At 76.1% G+C, this 16,100-nt stretch carries 23 protein-coding genes, 3 tRNA genes and 1 pseudogene; 13 read left to right on the top strand and 14 right to left on the bottom strand.

Annotated features, from left to right (window positions below):
- Positions 1–21 precede the first annotated feature (21 nt).
- On the top strand, positions 22–966 hold the full coding sequence (locus IU369_RS16645) for a DNA-3-methyladenine glycosylase family protein (RefSeq protein ID WP_217922103.1): 945 nt from the start codon (positions 22–24) through the stop codon (positions 964–966).
- On the top strand, positions 963–1,478 hold the full coding sequence (locus IU369_RS16640) for a methylated-DNA--[protein]-cysteine S-methyltransferase (protein WP_217922102.1): 516 nt from the start codon (positions 963–965) through the stop codon (positions 1,476–1,478). The genes IU369_RS16645 and IU369_RS16640 overlap by 4 nt, the downstream gene beginning before the upstream one ends.
- Here the strand turns inward: IU369_RS16640 and IU369_RS16635 are convergent, their stop codons facing one another.
- From IU369_RS16635 to IU369_RS16620, 4 genes and pseudogenes are all read right to left on the bottom strand, one after another.
- On the bottom strand, positions 1,479–1,898 hold the full coding sequence (locus IU369_RS16635; protein WP_217922101.1) for an anthrone oxygenase family protein: 420 nt from the start codon (positions 1,896–1,898) through the stop codon (positions 1,479–1,481).
- A gap of 256 nt (positions 1,899–2,154) precedes the next feature.
- Positions 2,155–2,808, bottom strand: a pseudogene (locus IU369_RS23765) (SDR family oxidoreductase); the annotation flags it as partial.
- 185 nt (positions 2,809–2,993) lie between these two features.
- A complete protein-coding gene (locus IU369_RS16625; RefSeq protein WP_217922100.1) occupies positions 2,994–3,347 on the bottom strand; it encodes a TraR/DksA family transcriptional regulator in 354 nt (117 codons plus the stop codon).
- Positions 3,348–3,520: 173 nt separating this feature from the next.
- Complete coding sequence (locus IU369_RS16620) at positions 3,521–3,880, bottom strand: hypothetical protein (RefSeq protein ID WP_217922099.1); 360 nt, start codon at positions 3,878–3,880, stop codon at positions 3,521–3,523.
- Between the two features lie 248 nt (positions 3,881–4,128).
- On the opposite strand from IU369_RS16620, the gene IU369_RS16615 reads away from it, so the two are divergent.
- Together IU369_RS16615 and IU369_RS16610 are read left to right on the top strand one after the other, a co-directional pair.
- Positions 4,129–4,461 (top strand): DUF3817 domain-containing protein, encoded by a 333-nt coding sequence (locus IU369_RS16615; protein ID WP_217922098.1) that lies wholly within the window; start codon positions 4,129–4,131, stop codon positions 4,459–4,461.
- Between the two features lie 43 nt (positions 4,462–4,504).
- The gene (locus IU369_RS16610; protein WP_217922097.1) at positions 4,505–5,035 is read left to right on the top strand and encodes a GNAT family N-acetyltransferase; all 531 of its coding nucleotides are present in this window, start codon (positions 4,505–4,507) and stop codon (positions 5,033–5,035) included.
- A gap of 19 nt (positions 5,036–5,054) precedes the next feature.
- Here the strand turns inward: IU369_RS16610 and IU369_RS16605 are convergent, their stop codons facing one another.
- The gene (locus IU369_RS16605) at positions 5,055–5,690 is read right to left on the bottom strand and encodes a response regulator (RefSeq protein ID WP_217922096.1); all 636 of its coding nucleotides are present in this window, start codon (positions 5,688–5,690) and stop codon (positions 5,055–5,057) included.
- Positions 5,691–5,778: 88 nt separating this feature from the next.
- Between IU369_RS16605 and IU369_RS16600 the strand changes: the two genes are divergently transcribed.
- The gene (locus IU369_RS16600) at positions 5,779–6,228 is read left to right on the top strand and encodes a phosphoribosyltransferase (protein WP_343233251.1); all 450 of its coding nucleotides are present in this window, start codon (positions 5,779–5,781) and stop codon (positions 6,226–6,228) included.
- Between the two features lie 54 nt (positions 6,229–6,282).
- On the opposite strand, the gene IU369_RS16595 is transcribed toward IU369_RS16600, so the two are convergent.
- The 4 genes from IU369_RS16595 to IU369_RS16580 all read right to left on the bottom strand — a co-directional run bounded on the left by IU369_RS16595 (position 6,283) and on the right by IU369_RS16580 (position 8,185).
- Positions 6,283–6,426 carry a hypothetical protein gene (locus tag IU369_RS16595; RefSeq protein ID WP_217922094.1) on the bottom strand — a complete coding sequence of 48 codons (144 nt, stop codon included), beginning with the start codon at positions 6,424–6,426 and terminating at the stop codon, positions 6,283–6,285.
- 128 nt (positions 6,427–6,554) lie between these two features.
- On the bottom strand, positions 6,555–7,211 hold the full coding sequence (locus tag IU369_RS16590) for a DUF1918 domain-containing protein (protein ID WP_217922093.1): 657 nt from the start codon (positions 7,209–7,211) through the stop codon (positions 6,555–6,557).
- 126 nt (positions 7,212–7,337) lie between these two features.
- Positions 7,338–7,838, bottom strand: coding sequence for an SRPBCC family protein (locus tag IU369_RS16585; protein WP_217922092.1), 501 nt, complete (start codon positions 7,836–7,838; stop codon positions 7,338–7,340).
- Complete coding sequence (locus IU369_RS16580) at positions 7,835–8,185, bottom strand: ArsR/SmtB family transcription factor (RefSeq protein ID WP_217922091.1); 351 nt, start codon at positions 8,183–8,185, stop codon at positions 7,835–7,837. The genes IU369_RS16585 and IU369_RS16580 overlap by 4 nt, the downstream gene beginning before the upstream one ends.
- Before the next feature lie 108 nt (positions 8,186–8,293).
- Between IU369_RS16580 and IU369_RS16575 the strand changes: the two genes are divergently transcribed.
- The 4 genes from IU369_RS16575 to IU369_RS16560 all read left to right on the top strand — a co-directional run bounded on the left by IU369_RS16575 (position 8,294) and on the right by IU369_RS16560 (position 10,475).
- Entirely contained in the window at positions 8,294–9,094 is an 801-nt protein-coding gene (locus tag IU369_RS16575) for a class I SAM-dependent methyltransferase (protein WP_217922090.1), read from the top strand.
- A gap of 96 nt (positions 9,095–9,190) precedes the next feature.
- Complete coding sequence (locus tag IU369_RS16570; RefSeq protein WP_217922089.1) at positions 9,191–9,652, top strand: SRPBCC family protein; 462 nt, start codon at positions 9,191–9,193, stop codon at positions 9,650–9,652.
- Complete coding sequence (locus tag IU369_RS16565) at positions 9,649–10,029, top strand: ArsR/SmtB family transcription factor (protein WP_217922088.1); 381 nt, start codon at positions 9,649–9,651, stop codon at positions 10,027–10,029. The genes IU369_RS16570 and IU369_RS16565 overlap by 4 nt, the downstream gene beginning before the upstream one ends.
- Before the next feature lie 5 nt (positions 10,030–10,034).
- Positions 10,035–10,475: an SRPBCC family protein gene (locus IU369_RS16560; RefSeq protein WP_343233250.1), complete on the top strand. Its 441-nt coding sequence runs from the start codon at positions 10,035–10,037 to the stop codon at positions 10,473–10,475.
- 60 nt (positions 10,476–10,535) lie between these two features.
- On the opposite strand, the gene IU369_RS16555 is transcribed toward IU369_RS16560, so the two are convergent.
- Both IU369_RS16555 and IU369_RS16550 read right to left on the bottom strand, forming a co-directional pair.
- Positions 10,536–11,663 (bottom strand): AI-2E family transporter, encoded by a 1,128-nt coding sequence (locus tag IU369_RS16555; protein WP_217922086.1) that lies wholly within the window; start codon positions 11,661–11,663, stop codon positions 10,536–10,538.
- Positions 11,664–11,687: 24 nt separating this feature from the next.
- A complete protein-coding gene (locus tag IU369_RS16550; RefSeq protein WP_217922085.1) occupies positions 11,688–12,407 on the bottom strand; it encodes a ZIP family metal transporter in 720 nt (239 codons plus the stop codon).
- A 303-nt stretch (positions 12,408–12,710) separates the two neighbouring features.
- Here IU369_RS16550 and IU369_RS16545 point away from each other — a divergent pair, with 303 nt between their 5' ends.
- Both IU369_RS16545 and IU369_RS16540 read left to right on the top strand, forming a co-directional pair.
- Positions 12,711–13,058: a GntR family transcriptional regulator gene (locus tag IU369_RS16545; protein WP_217922084.1), complete on the top strand. Its 348-nt coding sequence runs from the start codon at positions 12,711–12,713 to the stop codon at positions 13,056–13,058.
- Positions 13,055–13,549: a hypothetical protein gene (locus tag IU369_RS16540; protein WP_217922083.1), complete on the top strand. Its 495-nt coding sequence runs from the start codon at positions 13,055–13,057 to the stop codon at positions 13,547–13,549. Before IU369_RS16545 ends, IU369_RS16540 begins: the two co-directional genes overlap by 4 nt.
- 44 nt (positions 13,550–13,593) lie before the next feature.
- Here the strand turns inward: IU369_RS16540 and IU369_RS16535 are convergent.
- Both IU369_RS16535 and IU369_RS16530 read right to left on the bottom strand, forming a co-directional pair.
- A tRNA-Ser gene (locus tag IU369_RS16535) sits at positions 13,594–13,681 on the bottom strand.
- Between the two features lie 32 nt (positions 13,682–13,713).
- On the bottom strand, positions 13,714–14,529 hold the full coding sequence (locus IU369_RS16530) for a methyltransferase domain-containing protein (RefSeq protein WP_217922082.1): 816 nt from the start codon (positions 14,527–14,529) through the stop codon (positions 13,714–13,716).
- Between the two features lie 64 nt (positions 14,530–14,593).
- Here IU369_RS16530 and IU369_RS16525 point away from each other — a divergent pair.
- Positions 14,594–14,683, top strand: a tRNA-Ser gene (locus tag IU369_RS16525).
- A gap of 43 nt (positions 14,684–14,726) precedes the next feature.
- Here the strand turns inward: IU369_RS16525 and IU369_RS16520 are convergent.
- On the bottom strand, positions 14,727–15,902 hold the full coding sequence (locus IU369_RS16520; protein WP_217922081.1) for an NAD(P)/FAD-dependent oxidoreductase: 1,176 nt from the start codon (positions 15,900–15,902) through the stop codon (positions 14,727–14,729).
- A gap of 72 nt (positions 15,903–15,974) precedes the next feature.
- Here IU369_RS16520 and IU369_RS16515 point away from each other — a divergent pair.
- Positions 15,975–16,048: transfer RNA gene (locus IU369_RS16515), tRNA-Arg, on the top strand.
- Positions 16,049–16,100: the final 52 nt, after the last annotated feature.

Raw genomic sequence — 16,100 nt, 5'->3', positions numbered from 1 at the left:
GGATCGGTCATCGTGGTCCCCGTGACCGCGCGCGTCCACGTCCTGCGGCTCGACCACCGCGCGCCGTTCGAGGCGGACGCCCTCGAGCGGATGCTCGGCACCCACGTCGTGCCGGGCCTGGAGCGCCGCGACGCCGGGGGGCTGACCCGGGTGGTGCGCACCCCCGGCGGGCACGCCGTCGTCACGGCCGACCTGCGTGCCCACCCCGGGGCGGTCGGGGTCACGGTGAGGGGCTGCGGGGAGGGGGACCTGCCGGCCGTCGCCGTGACGCTCCGGCGGTGGCTCGACCTGGACGCCGACCCCGCCGCCGTCGGCGCCGTCCTGTCCACCGACCCCCTGCTCGCTCCGCTCGTCGCGGCGCGACCCGGCCTGCGGGTGCCCGGCGCGACCGACGGGTTCGAGACGGCGGCGTCGACGATCCTGGGCCAGCAGGTCTCGCTCGGCGCGGCCCGCACGTTCACCGGCCGCCTCGTCGCGGCGTTCGGCGTGCCGGTGGACGACGGCCTCCACGCGTTCCCTCCGGCCGCGACCCTCGCCGACGCCGGCGCCGACCGGCTGCGCGCGGCGACGGGGGTCACGGGCGCCCGCGCCCGCAGCCTGCACGCCCTGGCGGCCGCCGTCGCGGGCGGCTTGCGGCTCGCCCACGGCGCGGACGGGCCGGCGACCCGCGCCGCCCTGATGGCCCTGCCGGGCGTGGGCCCGTGGACGGCGGACTACATCGCCGTTCGCGTCGTCGGCGACGCCGACGCCTACCCGGCGGGCGACCTGGTGCTGCGGCGCGCCCTCGGGGTGCGCACGGCGGCGGAGGCGCAGGAGCGGGCGGAGGCCTGGCGCCCCTTCCGCGCGTACGCGCTCGTCCACCTCTGGACGCGCGAGGTGTTCTCCGGCGCACCGCCGGTCTCACGGGCCACGACCGGGCGGCGTTCCCCCCGTGGAACCGCCCCACCCGAGGAGGCACCACGATGACCACGCGCCCCGCATGGACGACCGTCGGCACGTCGCTCGGTCCCGTCACGCTCGTCGCGGGTCCCGCCGGTCTGCGGTCGGTGCGCTGGGACGGCCCCGGCGCGACCGCCGGCCTCGACGACCGCGACCGCGACCCGGCCGCCCTCGCCCGCGCCGCCGGACAGCTCACCGAGTACCTCGACGGCGCCCGCCGGGCCTTCGACCTGCCGCTCGACCTGCGCGGCACGGCGCTGGAGCTCCGCGTGTGGGAGGCGCTCCGCGCCATCCCCCACGGCGCGACGGTCACCTACGCGCAGCTCGCGCGCGACGTCGGCCGGCCCGCCGCGGTGCGGGCCGTGGCGGGGGCCGTCGCGCGCACCCCCGTCCCCGTCGTGGTGCCCTGCCACCGCGTCATCGGCGCCGACGGCGGGCTGCGCGGCTACGTCGGGGGCCTCGCCCGCAAGGCGGCGCTGCTGCGCCTGGAGGGGGCCGACGTGCCCGCCGCGCGGGCGCCGCAGCCCGCCGCGGGGTGACTACCCGGCCGCGACGGCGACGGTGAGCGCCGCCGCGGCGGCGATCCCCGCGAGGGCGCGGACGTGGTTGCCCGCCGTCCACGCGGCGAGGTACCGCCGCCAGTGGGCGTCGGCGCCGGGGTCGCCGGGGTGCACCCGGCCGAGCGCCTCGTTGCGCGGCACGTGGAACACGACGGTCGGGGCGATGACCCCGGCGAGGTAGGCGGCGGCGCCCGCGAGGGTCCACGCCGCGCCGTCCTCCCCCCAGCGGACGACCGCGCCGGCGGCGAGCGCGACGCACCCCGCCGCCGCGCCGAACAGCACCGCCATGAACGGGGGCGTCACCGCCGCCCGGTTCACCGACTGCATCGCGACGAGCCCGTCGCGGGGCGCGAGGCGGCCGAGCGCCGGCATCACGAACGCCGAGAACGCGAAGAACACGCCTCCCGCCGTGGCGCAGGCGAGGGCGGTGGCGGCGGTCGCCGCGGCGTGGGCCGGTCACCGTGCCACGCCCGCCGGCGCCCACGCGCCCGCCCCGCGCCGCGGCCGCGGCGAACGCCGCGAGGTCGCGGGGCGCCCGGCCCAGGGCCTGCCGCACCCCGTCGGCGGGCCGGGCGTTGCGCCCGTCGAGGACCTCCGCGAACAGGTGCCGCATCAGCCCCGCGACGTCCCCGGGGACGCCCTCGGCGGCCATGCCCTCCACGAACGCGTCGAGGGTGATCGTCGTGAAGCGCATCGGCCTGCCCGCCGCGGCGGCCATGATCCGCACCGCCTCCCGGAACGTCAGCGCCTCCGGCCCGGTCAGCTCGTACAGCCGTCCGGCGTGGCCGTCGCCGGTCAACGCCGCCACGGCGACGTCCGCGACGTCGTCGACGTCGACGAACGGCTCCGGGACCGCATCGACCGGCAGCGCGAGCTCCCCGGCCTCCAGCGGGGCGTGCAGGTGCCCCTCCGAGAAGTTCTGCATGAACCAGGCGCAGCGCAGCACCGTCCACGCCGCGCCGGACGCGCGGAGCGCCTCCTCGGCGCGCGCGGCGCCGTCCTCGCCGCGGCCCGACAGCAGCACCAGGCGCCGCACGCCGGTGTCGAGGGCGATGTCCGCGAGGGCCGCGACGGCCTCGGCGGCGCCGGGCACCGCGAGGTCGGGGGCGTAGGCGATGTACGCCGCCCGGGCGCCGGCGAGCGCCGGCCCCCAGGTGGCGGGGTCGTCCCAGTCGAAGCGGGTGGCGGCCGTCCGCGAGGCCAGGCGCACCGGCACGCCGCGGGTCTCGAGCCGCGCGGCCACCCGCCGGCCGGTGGTGCCGGCCCCGCCGACGATGACGATCGGGCTGTCCACGCTGTCGTGTCGCATCGGGTTCCTCCCCTGTCGTGTCCCGATGCCATTCACGTGGAGGCGCACCGGCGCGTCCATTGCCGGGAGGCGCGGATGCATGCCCGGGCGTCCGGGATCGCGCCGCCCGGGGGGTGCGGCGGCGGGACGCGCGGATCGACGCGACCCCGGGGTCCCCCCGGCGGGGGCCCCGGGGCGGGGGGTCCCTAGAGCGGGTTCCGCTCGTAGGCGCGCTGCTCGTCGGCGGTGCGCTCGGCCGTCGGGATGCGCTCGAGCCGCACGTCCGAGATGGGCTCGCCGCTCTCGATGCTGATGCCGTAGGTGCCGTCGGCGAGGCGCGCCTCGGCGCGCTCGACGGCCTCCAGCTCCTCGCGGAGCTCCTCGATGCGCCCGAGGTCGCGCTGGCGGTCGACGAGGTCGGCGGCCTGGTCGCCGGTGTCGGCCTCCTCGGCCGGTCCGTCGGGTGACTCCGGGTCGAACTCGGCGGTGAGGCGCCCGAGGGCCTCCTCGATGCGCTGCCGCTCGGCGGCCAGGAGCTCCTTGGCGTGGCCGGGATCCATGCTCGTCCTCTCGATGGTGGTGGTGCGGGTCCGGCGGGCGGCGCGTGGATGGCACGCGCGGCGCGTCGTCGCACGGTGATCATCCCACGGCACGGCGGTCCCGCCCACGCCCGGTGGGCGTCCCGGTCCCCGCCCCGTGCGACCGACGCCGGCCCGCGGGCCGGGCGGGGTCGTCAGCCGGCGGTCTCCGTGGCCGCGGCCGGGTCCCCGCCGCTGCCGGCGACGGCGCGCAACGGGCGTCCCGCGGCGCCGCCACCCTCCGAGCCGAGCAGGAGGACCGTGACCGGGTTCTCGCACGCGGTCACCTCCTCGCACAGCGACATGGCCTCGTCGAGGGTCGGCCAGGGCTCCAGCACCAGGACCTCGGCGACGCCGCTCCGCGCGATGCGGAGGATCTCGTCGCGGTCGAGCACCGGCAGCACCCGCCACCCCGCACCGCTCAGCTCGCCGTGCAGCTCCCCCGCGACGTGCGCGTCGTGGACCGCCAGGATGACCGCGGCCTGCGCCTGGGGGGTCTGTGGGGTCGTCGCCACACCGGGGATACAACACCACTCGGAGCCGTCGCGGGTGAGAACGAGCTGTGAACGGCCTGTGCGAGACCCCCGTGGGGGCTCGCGCATCCCCCCGTCGGGGGATCTCCGTCGGCGTCGGCCGCGGCCCGCGCGCCCGTGGCGCGCGTTCCGTGACGGTCCGCCCGGGCGGCGGAGACGCTGGTCGCTGTCGTGCCGCCGGGACCCCGCCTACCCTCGGTGGTGGCCGTCCACCGATCCGAGGAGACACCGTGCCCGGGACCGTCACCGGTCGCTTCCGCGCCGTCGCCATCGCCGAGGCCCTGTCGTGGGCGGGGCTGCTCGTCGGGATGCTGTTCAAATACGCGATCGGGGGGTCGGAGGTCGGCGTCCAGGTGTTCGGGCCGATCCACGGGGCGATCTTCGTGCTCTACGTCGGCGTGGCGCTGCTGACGTGGCGGTCCCTGGCGTGGAGCCCCGTGGTGGGCCTGCTCGCGCTGGCGGCGAGCGTCCCGCCGTTCGGCACCCTCGTCTTCGAGCGGTGGGCGGTGCGCGCCGGGCACCTCGACGGGGCGCCCCCCACCCCGGGCGCGGCGACCGCCTGACGCGCCTTCACGGGCGGGGACGCCCGTGAGATCGTCCGCGGCCATGGCCATCCGCCACGCCGACCCGGGACGCGACGCGGAGGCGTGCGCCGCGATCTACGCGCCGGCGGTCACCGGCGGGGTCGCGTCGTTCGAGGAGGTCGCGCCCCCGCCCGGCGAGATGGCCGCACGCATCGCGCGGGTCTCCGCCACCCACGCGTGGCTCGTGGAGGAGCTCCACGGGGCGGTCACGGGGTACGCGTACGCGTCGCCGCACCACCCGCGCGCCGGGTACCGGTGGGCGGCGGACGTGGCGGTCTACGTCGACCCCGCCCGGCACCGGCAGGGCGTGGGCCGCCGCCTCTACGGCGCCCTGCTCCCCCTGCTGCGCGACCGGGGCCTGCGGATGGCGTGTGCGGGGATCACCCTGCCGAACCCCGGCAGCGTCGGGTTGCACGAGGCGGTCGGCTTCGTCCCCGTCGGGGTCTACCGCCGCATCGGGTGGAAGCACGGCGCGTGGCGCGACGTGGGGTGGTGGCAGCTCGACCTCGCACCCGGCGCCCCCGACCCCCCGGCGGAGCCCACCCCGCCGTGAGCGGGACCCCGCCCCGGGCTCACTCCACGATGCCCCGGCGCATCGCGACGGCCACCGCGGCCGCCCGTTCGGAGACGCCGAGCTTCTCGTAGATGCTGCGCAGGTGGGTCTTCACCGTGGCGGGGCTGAGGAAGAGGGCGTCGCCGATCCGGGCCGCCGACAACCCCTCGGCGGTCATCTGGAGGATCTCCCGCTCCCGGTCGGTGAGGCGCCCGTGCCCCGCGTCGCCGTGCGCGCGCAGGCCGGCCGCCACGGCGGTCTGCGCCTCGGGCGCCAGCACGACGCGCCCCTCCGCCACCGCGACGATCGCGTCGCAGATGTCCCCCCGCGACGCGTCCTTGATGACGTAGCCGCCGACCCCGGCGGCGACGGCGTCGACGATCACCTTCGGGTCGTCCACCGCCGACAGCAGCAACGTCCGGGTGGCGAGGCCGTCGCGGGCGATGGTGATGGCGACGTCCAGGCCGGACGCATGCGGCATCTTCACGTCGAGCACGGCGACGTCCGGCACGAGCTCGCGCACCATCTCGAGCGCCACCCGGCCGTCGCGGGCCGTGCCCACCAGGTCGAGCCCGGCGCGGGCGGCCACCGCCTCGGCCAGCCCGTCGCAGTAGACGGGATGGTCATCGGCGATGACGACGCGGATGTCGGTCACGCCGCGATTGAACCAGGCCCGGCCCCCCCGCGCGAATGTGGCGGCATGGGAGACTGCCGGTGTGAGCGACGCCCACCCGACGGAGGTCATGACCTGGGACGAGGTCGGGGTGTCGGCGCGCGCGCTCGCGGAGGCCGTCCACGCCGACGGCTACCGGCCCGACATCATCCTCGCCATCGCCCGCGGGGGTCTGATCCCGGCCGCGGCGGTCGCCTACGCGCTCGGCGTGAAGAACACGTACACGATGAACATCGAGTTCTACACCGACGTCGACCAGCGCCTCGAGGTCCCCATGGTCCTCCCGCCGGTCCCCGAGCTCGTGGACGTGGGCCACGCCGACCTGCTGATCGTCGGCGACGTCGCGGACACCGGCGCCACGCTCGAGGTCGTCCACGCCTTCTGCGCGGGGAAGGTGGCGACGGTCCGGACGGCGGTGCTCTACGAGAAGGACCGCTCGACGGTGCGGTGCGACTACGTGTGGCGCCGGACCGAGCGGTGGATCACGTTCCCCTGGAGCGCCGAGCCCCCCGTGGGATGAGCGCGGGGCCGGCGGCCGCCGGGCGGCCGCCGGTGCGCGCCCCCACCTCGGGCGTCAGGTGCCGCGCGGCGTCGCGGGGCCGTGGGTCCCGCGGCGTCCGCGCCACCTCGCGTGGACGCCGAAGAACACCCACACGATCCCCGCCCAGGCGGCGATCAACCCGATCATCATGGCGATCACACCCCATTCGGCGAACATGGTGTCCTCCTCTCGTGTCCTGGGGCCATCGTCCCCCGCCCCCGTGCCGGCGGCGTCGGGCCGCACCCCGCTCCGCCGTGCGGCCAACCCGCAGCCCGGGCGCGCCGAGGTGCGGACCCGCCCGTCCCTCAGGTGCGGCTGAGTCGCTGGATCTGCGCGTCGGAGCCCGGGTAGTGCAGGGTGACCCGGCCGTCGTCCTCCCACCGGACGAGGTACGGCGGGCCCCCGCCCGGTCCGCGCGCCTCCAGGACCTCGGCGTCGCGCGGGCGGCCGCCCTGCTGGTGGGCGGTGATGACCAGGCGGTCGCCGGGGCGCACCGCGGCGCGGTCCGGCGCGACCCGAGGTCCGGGGTCCGGGAGCGGCGCCATCGCGCGGGCGATGTCCAGCGCCGAGAGGATGCCGACGGGGGCGGCGGCACCGGGCTCCGTCACGAGGACGTGCCCGACCGCGTTCTCGGACATCGCGAGCGCCGCCGCGGCGAGGCTGTCGTCCGGGGAGACGACGACGCGCGGCGACGCGGCGATGGTCCCCGCCCCGGCGAACTGGTCGCTCCATGAGGCGCCGGCGACGAGGTCGATGTCCTGCAGGACGCCCCAGACCTCCGGGCTGTCATCCCGGGGGCTCCCGGGTGGCGCGAGGACGACGACGCTGTGGATGCGGTGGGCGGCCATGAGGGCCGCCACCTCCATGAGCGGCACGTCCGCGGTGCAGGTGACGATCTCCGTCGTCATCGCATCGCGGACGGGGGTGGTGCGCAGCCGTTCGTCCGTGCCGGGTCGGGACATGGGGGCCTCCCTCTCGATGGTGGCCCCATCCTCGGCGCGTCCCGCGGACCCGGCATCGGGGCCGCGCGGGACGTGCTCTCGGTAGTCGCCCGCACCCGCCCGGCCGCGCGGGGGGCCCGGCGCCCGCTACTCCCCGGGGCGTTCCGCGAGGAGGGCGTCGATCTGGCCGAGCGCCTCCCGGATCCCCTCCTCCATCCCCATCGCGAGCACCTTCTCCATCTCCGCGGCGGAGTCCCAGGTGCTGTTGATGGTCATGCGGGTGGCGCCCGACCCGGCGTCCTCGATCGCGACGACCATCGTCGCCGCCGGCATGTCGTGGTTCTCGCCGCCGTCGTCGTCGGCGAAGAAGTCCCGCACCTCGAGGCGGTGGGGCGGCTCGGCGCCCAGCACCCGCCACCCGCCGTGGAACCGGTCGCCGTCCGGTCCGGTCATGAAGTAGCGCACGTGCCCGCCGGTCGTCAGGTCGTGCTCGGTGAACGTCGACGGGTAGCCGGGAGGCCCCCACCACCGCTCGAGCTGTCGCGGGTCGGCCCAGAGCTGCCACACGCGCCCGACGGTCGCGGGGTACTCCGCGACGATCGTCAGCGAGTGGTTCTCCACGTCCTTGCGCACGTCCTGGACGGTCATGTCCGTTCTCCTCCGGGTTGGTCGGCGAGGACCGCGCCGAAGCGCCCGAGGCGGTCCCGCCACATGGATTCGAGGCGGTCGAGGATCCCCCGGGCCGATGCGAGCGACCCCGGGTCGGTGGTGACGATCTGCTCGCGCCCGCGTCGCGTCCTGCGGACGAGGCCGGCCGATTCGAGCACCGCGACGTGCTTCTGGATCGCGGTGACGCTCATCGGGTAGCAGCGGGCGAGGGCCGAGACGGAGAGGTCGCCCGCCGCCGCCCTCACGACGATGTCGCGGCGCGTCGCGTCGGCGAGTGCGTGGAAGAGCTGGTCGACCTGGGGCTCCGTGAGCGGATCTACAACCATTTGGTTGTAGGTTAGTCGCGGTGGGCGCGGGACGCAAGCCGGGTCGCGAGGCGGTCGTCCGGATCCGGCAGACTGGCCGCGACCCCACGGCCATCGAGGAGCGACCACGTGACCGAGACCACCGCCGACAGCGCGCCCGCCGGCTTCAGCAAGGCCGCCGAGTCGTACGACTCCGCGGTGCGCCACAACATCGCCGGGTCGCGGCGGCTGGTGCAGGCGCTGCCCGACGGCGACCACCGGCGGGTGCTCGACGTCGGGTGCGGCACGGGGTTCTCCGCCGCGGAGATGATGCGCCGCTTCGACGTCGCGTCGCTCGTCGGCGTCGACCCGGCGCAGGGGATGCTGGAGGTCTTCGCGACGAAGCTCGACGCGTTCCACGGCGTGCAGATCGAGCTGCGCGCCGAGGACGTGATGGAGATGGACGTCCCCGACGGCGCCTTCAACACGGTCATCTCGGCGATGGCGCTCCACTGGTTCCCCGACAAGCCGGGGGCGGTCGCGCGGATGGCGCGGGCGCTGCGCCCCGGCGGGGTCATGGGGATCCTGACGGCGGGCCGCGGCGGCGAGGACGCGTGGCGGGAGCTGCTCGAGGGGATGGGCGCCCCGGCGGCCTGGACGGGCTGGTTCGCCGAGAACCAGCGCGACGTCGAGGAGATCGCCCGCGACATGCGCGCCGCCGGCCTGGAGCCGATCGACGTCTGGATGGAGCGCCGCCGGCGCAGCACCCCTCCCGACGCCTTCATGGCCCGCACCCGCTCCGTCGCGGGGCACCTGCTCGGCAACCCGCCCGGGGGCTTCAGCGAGCTCGACCAGCGCATCGAGGCCGCCCTCCACGACGCCGCCGGCCCGGAGGGCTTCGTCTACGACTACTGCAAGCTCTTCGCGGTGGCGCGGAAGCCGGAGGCGTAGCGGCGACGGCGCCCGGAAGGCATCTGCAACTGATGGTTGCGCATATCGGCCCGGCAGGTTAGGGTTTGCGCAACAAAAAGTTGCAGGAGGGGTGTCGTGGAGTTCGGGACGATCGAGCGCGAGATCCACATCGCGGCGCCACCGGAGGTGGTGTTCGACGTGGTGAGCGATCCGGAGCACGTCCGGCGGTGGTGGCCCGACGAGGCGCGGTACGAGCCGGTGGCGGGGTCGGAGGGTGAGATCGTCTTCGGCCGGGAGGGCGCCGACGGGATCGTGGTGGGGTTCACGGTCGTGGATGCGCGGCCGCCGCGGACGTTCTCGTTCCGGTGGACGCACCCGGCGGGTGAGCCTGCGGGGGAGGGCAACTCCCTGCTCGTCGCCTTCGAGCTGACCCCGGACGGCGGGGGGACGCTGCTGAGGATGACCGAGAGCGGCTTCCGCGAGCTCGGCTGGGAGGCCGCCGTCCTCGAGCGCCAGTACCGCGAGCACGTCACGGGGTGGGACTTCTACCTCCCGCGGCTGGTGGCGTACGCCACCGCGCCGGCGGTGCGGCCGTGAGCACCGCCACGCGCGAGGGGGTCGACGACGACGTCTGGTCGGCGATCGGCGACCCGACGCGCCGGAGGATCCTCGACCTGCTCCTCGCCGAGGGCGGCGGCACGGCGACGACGTTGAGCGCGCGCCTGCCGGTGACCCGGCAGGCGGTCGCGAAGCACCTCGGGGTGCTCGACAGAGTCCGGCTGGTGCGGGCGTCGCCGGAGGGCCGCGAGCGGCGCTACCGGGTGGACGAGGAGCAGCTCGCGCGCGCGGCGGCTCAGCTCGCGTCGGTCGGCGCGGCGTGGGACGCCCGCCTGCAGCGGATCAAGGGGATCGCCGAGGCGATCCAGCGCGGCCGCGAGGACCGCGACGACGAATCGGACGGAGGTGGACGGTGACGACGGTGGACATCCTGCACCGGGTGGGGGTGGAGACCCCCTCGCCGGAGAAGGTCTTCGAGGCGCTCACCACGGTCGACGGCCTGGCCGGGTGGTGGACGGACGACGCGTCGGGCAGCGCCGAGGTCGGCGGCGTCCTGGAGTTCCGGTTCCCGGCGGGCGGCTTCGACATGGAGGTCGTCGACCGGCGGCCCGGCGAGCGGGTGACGTGGAGGGTCGTCGCCGGCCCGGAGGAGTGGGTGGGCACGACGGTCGACTGGCGGCTCCGCCAGGACGGCGACCACACGATCGTGCTGTTCGCCCACCGTGGGTGGGCGGAGCCCATCGAGTTCATGCACCACTGCAGCACGAAGTGGGCGACCTACCTGATGAGCCTGAAGTCGCTCGTCGAGACGGGCACGGGGGCGCCGTCCCCCCGGGACGTGCACGTCGCGTTCCCCGACTGACCGCGCCGCGGCCGCCCGGCGCCGTGGGGCGTCGGGCGGGCCGCGATCGGCCGGGCGCCGTCACGGCGCGGTGGCGTCCCGCGGGCCGACCTCCCCCCACACGTAGCCCATGACGGCGGAGGCGACCGCGACGACGGGCACGGCGAGGAACGCGCCGACGATGCCACCGAGGGCGGCGCCGCCGGCGACGGCGAGGAGGATGACGACGGGGTGCAGGCTCACCGCGCGCCCGAGGACGATGGGCTGGAGGACGCCCCCCTCGACCTGCTGCACGAGCACCACGACCCCGAGCAGGATCAGGGCGGTGACGACGCCCTGGGTGGCGAGCGCGACGAGCACCGCGATCGCCCCCGCCACGACCGCGCCCACGATCGGCAGGAACGCGCCCGCGAACGTGAGCGCCGCGAGGGGGAGGGCGAACGGCACGCCGAGGACGGCGACGGCGGTGCCGATGAGGACGGCGTCGACGGCGGCGACGATCGCCGTGCCCCGCACGAAGCCGCCGAGGGTGGTCCAGGCGCGCCGGCCGGCGTGGTCGACGTGTGCGGAGGCACGGGTGCCGAGGCGGCCGGTGATCGCCTGCCACATCCGCTCGCCGTCCTTGAGGAAGACGAGGACGAGGGCGAGGAGGAGGCCGGCGACGACCTCGACGGCGACGACGGCCTGGCCGGCGATGCCGGTGGAGAGCAGGCCGTCCCCGGAGGTGACCCACTCGCGTGCCTGGCCGTACGCCTCGGTGACGCTCGACCGCGACAGGCCCAGGGGGCCGTCGACGAGCCAGTCCTCGACGTCGGCGACGCCCTCCTCGATGCTGACGTCGAGCTGGTCGACCTCGCCGGCGACCTGCCATGAGAGGCTGGCAACGACCGCCGCGACCGTCGTGATCGCCCCGAGCAGGACGGTCCACGTCGCGAGGAGGCGCGGCCACCCCCTCGCCCGGAGCCAGCGCAGTGGCGGGTACAGGATCGCCGTGGCGAGGAGCGCGACGATCGCGGGCAGGACGATGATCCGGAGGCGCGACAGGACGAGGAACACGACGGCGACGGCGGCGCCGACGACGAGCAGCCTCCAGCTCCACCCGGCGGCGACGTCGAGGGGACGCGGCGTGACGGCGGTCCGGGCGCGCGGGGCGGCGGGGGTTGCGGGCGTGGTGGTGTCGCCCGCCCGGTCCGGCTCGGTGGTGTGCATTGCCCGCAGTTACCCCCGCGGGGGTCAGGAGACGCTGGAGAGGGCGGCGGCGACCGCGAAGCCGAGGACGGTGGCGAGCCCGGAGACGTCCCCGCCCTTGCGGACCGCCTCGGGGATCATCGAGTCGATGAGCATCACGAGGAGCGCGCCGGCGGCGAAGCCGTCGACCGCGGCGTTGAGGTCCCCGGACACGTTGTCGGCGATCGCGTAGCCCGCGACGGTCGCGGCGGTGCAGATGACGGCGACGATGACCCACAGGCGTCGGATGGCCGCGGCGGGCGTCCCGGCGGCGCGCATGTCGGTCGCCGAGCCGATGGCCTCCGGGAGGTTGGAGACGAAGATCGCGACGAGGAGGCCGACGCTCACCCCGCTGCCGGATGCGACGCCGATCCCGAGGACGGCCTGCTCGGGGATGCCGTCGAGGAACGCCCCGAGCGCGAGCGACCCGCCGCCGGCCTCGTCCGCGTCGCCTCCACCCCCATGGCGGCTGCGTCGTCGGAGGAGCCGGTTCAGCCCGAAGTACGTGAACGCGCCGACGGCGAGGCCCAGCCCGAGGTAGCCGGCCCCGCCGACCTGCGCGCCCTCCTGGGCCAGGTCGAAGCTGACGGCGCTGATCAGGGCCCCGGCGCCGAACGCGAGCACGAGCCCGAGCGGCCGCGGCGGCCACGGCCGGACGAGGCCGAGCAGCGCCCCGATGACCAGTGACGACGCGGCGAGGGCCCCCCAGCCGAGGGCGGCCGTCACGCCGGGACCGTGCGGGGCGGGTGTCCCATCACCACGATCGCACCACATCAGCCCGCGGGGCGCGAGTCACGGGCCGGAGGGGGCGATCCGCCCGGCGCCGGCTCAGGCGCGGCCGCTCCCGGGACCTCGACGAGCGGAATCCGCCGGGACGTCCCGGACATGGACGCCATGACGGCGCTGCTGCAGTCGGACAAGGCCAGGGCGGCGGAGGAGTACGACGGGGTCCTGCCGAGACCATCGCGATCCCCATCGAGGAGTAGGCCCTTCGCCTTCCCACAGCATGGTGCTAGTTTCATTAGTACCATGCTGTGGGCAATCGACCATTCGTCGCCGATGGGGCTGCGGGACCAGATCGCGACCTGCGTGCGACGCGCGCTGGCGAGCGGCGACCTCACCGTCGGCGCGCAGCTTCCCCCGGCGGCGGAACTGGCCGAGGCGCTGTCCGTCGATCGCAACACCGTCCTGGCGGCATACCGCCAGCTCCGTGACGGCGGCGTCCTCGAGTTCCGCCGGGGTCGCGGGGTCCGCGTCGCGACGGCCGCACCGTCCGCCCCGGCGGTGGTGGTGGCGGCGACGGAGCTGATCGACCTCGCGCGCACCCACGGGATGGGGCGCGACGACCTGATCCGACTGATCCAGGAGCTCACGTGAACGACACCGCTGTCCACACGTTCTACTCGGGGCGCACGACCAACTGGTTCGCGCTCTGGCTGACGACGGCCATGGCCGTGCCGCTCCTCGCGCTGGGGGTCGCGAACGGATCGTGGACGGGCCTCGGGGTGATCTCCGCCGCGATCATCGTCGTCGCCGTGCTGGCGAACCTGTTGACCGCGAACAGCGTCCGTTCTATCGCCGGCCCGAACGGCGTGACGGTGCACTTCGGCGTGTTCGGCTGGCCCCGGTTCCGGTACCCGCTGGATCGCATCCGCGACGCCGAGGCCGTCGAGATCTCCGTCTCACCGTGGCGGTGGGGCTGGGGGATCAGCTGGTCGCCCCGTCAGGGGTTGTGGCTGACCCTCCGGACCGGCCCCGCCCTGCGCCTCACCCTCACCAACGGACGCCGCGTCACGATCAGCACCCCGCTCCCCGAGAACGCCGTCCGCGCGATCGCCGACGCCCGCGGGGAGGCCGCACTCCGGTAGGCACGGGGTGCGACGGCCGAACGAGGGTGCCTCGCGTCGTCGAACGGAGGGGGAGGGATTCGAACCCTCGGCCGGGGGTTGCCCGGCAACGGTTTTCAAGACCGTCGCATTCGACCGCTCTGCCACCCCTCCGGGGGCGCCGGGCGAGGATACCCGCGGGTCGCTCAGGGGCGGCGGCCGCTCGCCATGAACGCCGTCATCGCCACCAGCAGGGTCCCGGCGGCCCCGGCGCGGGCGACGCCGTCGCGCCAGGCGGTCGCCTCGGCGGGGGTGAGGGACCCGGCGCCGACGGCGCGGTCCGCGGCGTCGGCGAGCTGGAACACCGCCTCGGCGGCGTCCGGGTCGTGGATCACCAGGGCACGGGCCGCGACCTCCACGTCCGTCAGCCCGGCCGCGATCAGGAGGCGCCGCAGCGTGCGCCCGGCGAAGGGGGAGCGGAACCGCCCGGCCCCCGCAGCGGCGACGGCGCGGGACGCCGCGGCGTCGGGGGCGTCGATGACGAGGGTCCCCCAGTCCGGCTCCGCCACCACCAGGCGGCCGCCGGGACGCAGGACGCGCACCATCTCCGCGACCACCACGGCGGGGTCGGGGACGTGCAGCAGCACCCGCTCCGCCCGGGCGCCGTCGAGCGATCCGTCCGGCAGGTCGAGGCGGTGGCCGTCGCCCCGGTGGACCTCGACCCCCGGATGACCGGCGGTCCGCCGCCGCGCCTCGGCCACCATCGCGGCGCTCGCGTCGACGCCGACGACACGACCACCGGGGGCGACGCGTGGGGCGAGGGCGAGGAGGTCGTCCCCGGTACCGCAGCCCAGGTCCAGCAGTTCCGCGCCGGGCCGGGGGTCGAGGAGCGCGAACGAGCGCTCCTTCCACTCCGCCACCGCACCCACGCCGCGGACGGTGTCGAGGTACCCCGCGAGGGCGCCCGGCTCCGCCGCCCCGTCGACGTCCGCGAACCCGCCGAGATCCGGTGATCCGTCCACGTGCCGAGGCTACGCGCCGCCGCACCCTTTCGCGGGCCGCTCGCTAGGATGGCGGTCGCCTCGGGGAGAGGTGGCCGAGTGGCTGAAGGCATCCGCCTGCTAAGCGGGTAATCGGGGTTAACCTGATTCGAGGGTTCGAATCCCTCCCTCTCCGTCCCGTCGCACCCGGGTGATCGCCGCTCCCGCGATCCCCGGCCTCAGCGGCGCCCGGCCGGCAGGCGCCCCACCGCGAACGGCGCCGCGTCGAGCGACGTGGACCCGCCATCGAGGACCATCTCGGCGACCATCCGCCCCGTCGCGGGGGCGTGGAGCAGCCCCCATGACGCGTGCGCCGTCGCGAGGAACGCCCCCGACGCGCCCGGCACGGGGCCGATCAGCGGGAGGCCGTCGACGGTGAGGGGGCGGTGGCACGCCGACCGGGCGAGCTCGCCGGCGGCGGCGAGCCGGGAGCTGTGGACCGCCGCGACGCGGCGCAGTTCCGCGATCGAGTCCTCCGAGGGCGCGATCGCGGCCGGGTCGTCGGGAAGGGTCCCGTGCTCCTGCCGGCCCGTGATGTAGACGGTCCCGCCGGGGCGGGGGTAGATGCGGAACTGCATCCCGCCGCCGCCGGGGGCGGCGTACTCGCTGAACACCGCCTGCGCGGGCGCGTCCGCGGCGAGCAGCATGCTCGCCATCCGTGTGCCGAACACCTGGGGCAGCGCCAGCCACCGCTGCGCGCGGTCCGTCCACGGCCCGAGCGCCAGCACCACCACGTCGCACGGCTCCACGGCGCCGTCGATGCGGACGCCCCGCACGGTGCCGTCAGGGGCGAGGTCGAGGCCGTCGACCACCCCCGACACGAACCGCGCGCCGGCGGCGACCGCGTCGTCCACCAGCGCCGTCGTGAACCGCCGCGGGTCGACCTGTGCCGCCGTCGCGGTGGTGCCGATCACCTCGTGCGCGACGACGCGCCCGTCGAGCCAGTCCGGCGTCGGGAGCCGCCGGTACCGCTCCAGGTCGCCCTCCTCCGCCGTCGCGGCGCTGATGACCTCGAGCGGCCGGTACCCGATCCGCTCCGCCCCCAGTTCGTCGGCGAGCTCGCGGTGCAGCGCGAAGCTCGCGCGGCTCATCGCGTCGAGGGGGTTCCCGGCGTTCCAGTCGGCGGCGAGGAACCCGGAGGCGCTGCCCGACGCCGCCGCCGCCGGACCGCCGCGGTCCACGATCACCGCCGGCACGCCGTGCCGCGCGAGCGCCCACGCGACGGCGGCGCCGATGACGCCGGCGCCGCACACGACCACCCGCGGCGCGCTCAGGGTGACGGGCGGCCCGCGGCCCGGGCGGCTGTGGGGGGACGGTCGTCGGCGGTCATCGGGGCTCCTCTCGGCGGCGATCATGCACCATCCGCCGCGCCCCCCGCCGCCGCCCTGCTGGCCACCCCGGCGGACCCTGGTAACCTCCCGGGTCGCGCGCCAGTAGCTCAGTCGGATAGAGCGCCGGTCTACGAAACCGGAGGTCACAGGTTCGAATCCTGTCTGGCGCATTGACGAGAGCCCGGTCCTTGACCGGGCTCTCGTCGTTCTGGGGCACGGCAC

Origin of the sequence: Miltoncostaea oceani, from assembly GCF_018141545.1 — a bacterium.
Taxonomy (GTDB): domain Bacteria; phylum Actinomycetota; class Thermoleophilia; order Miltoncostaeales; family Miltoncostaeaceae; genus Miltoncostaea; species Miltoncostaea oceani.
This window is presented reverse-complemented; position numbering and strand designations above follow the sequence as displayed.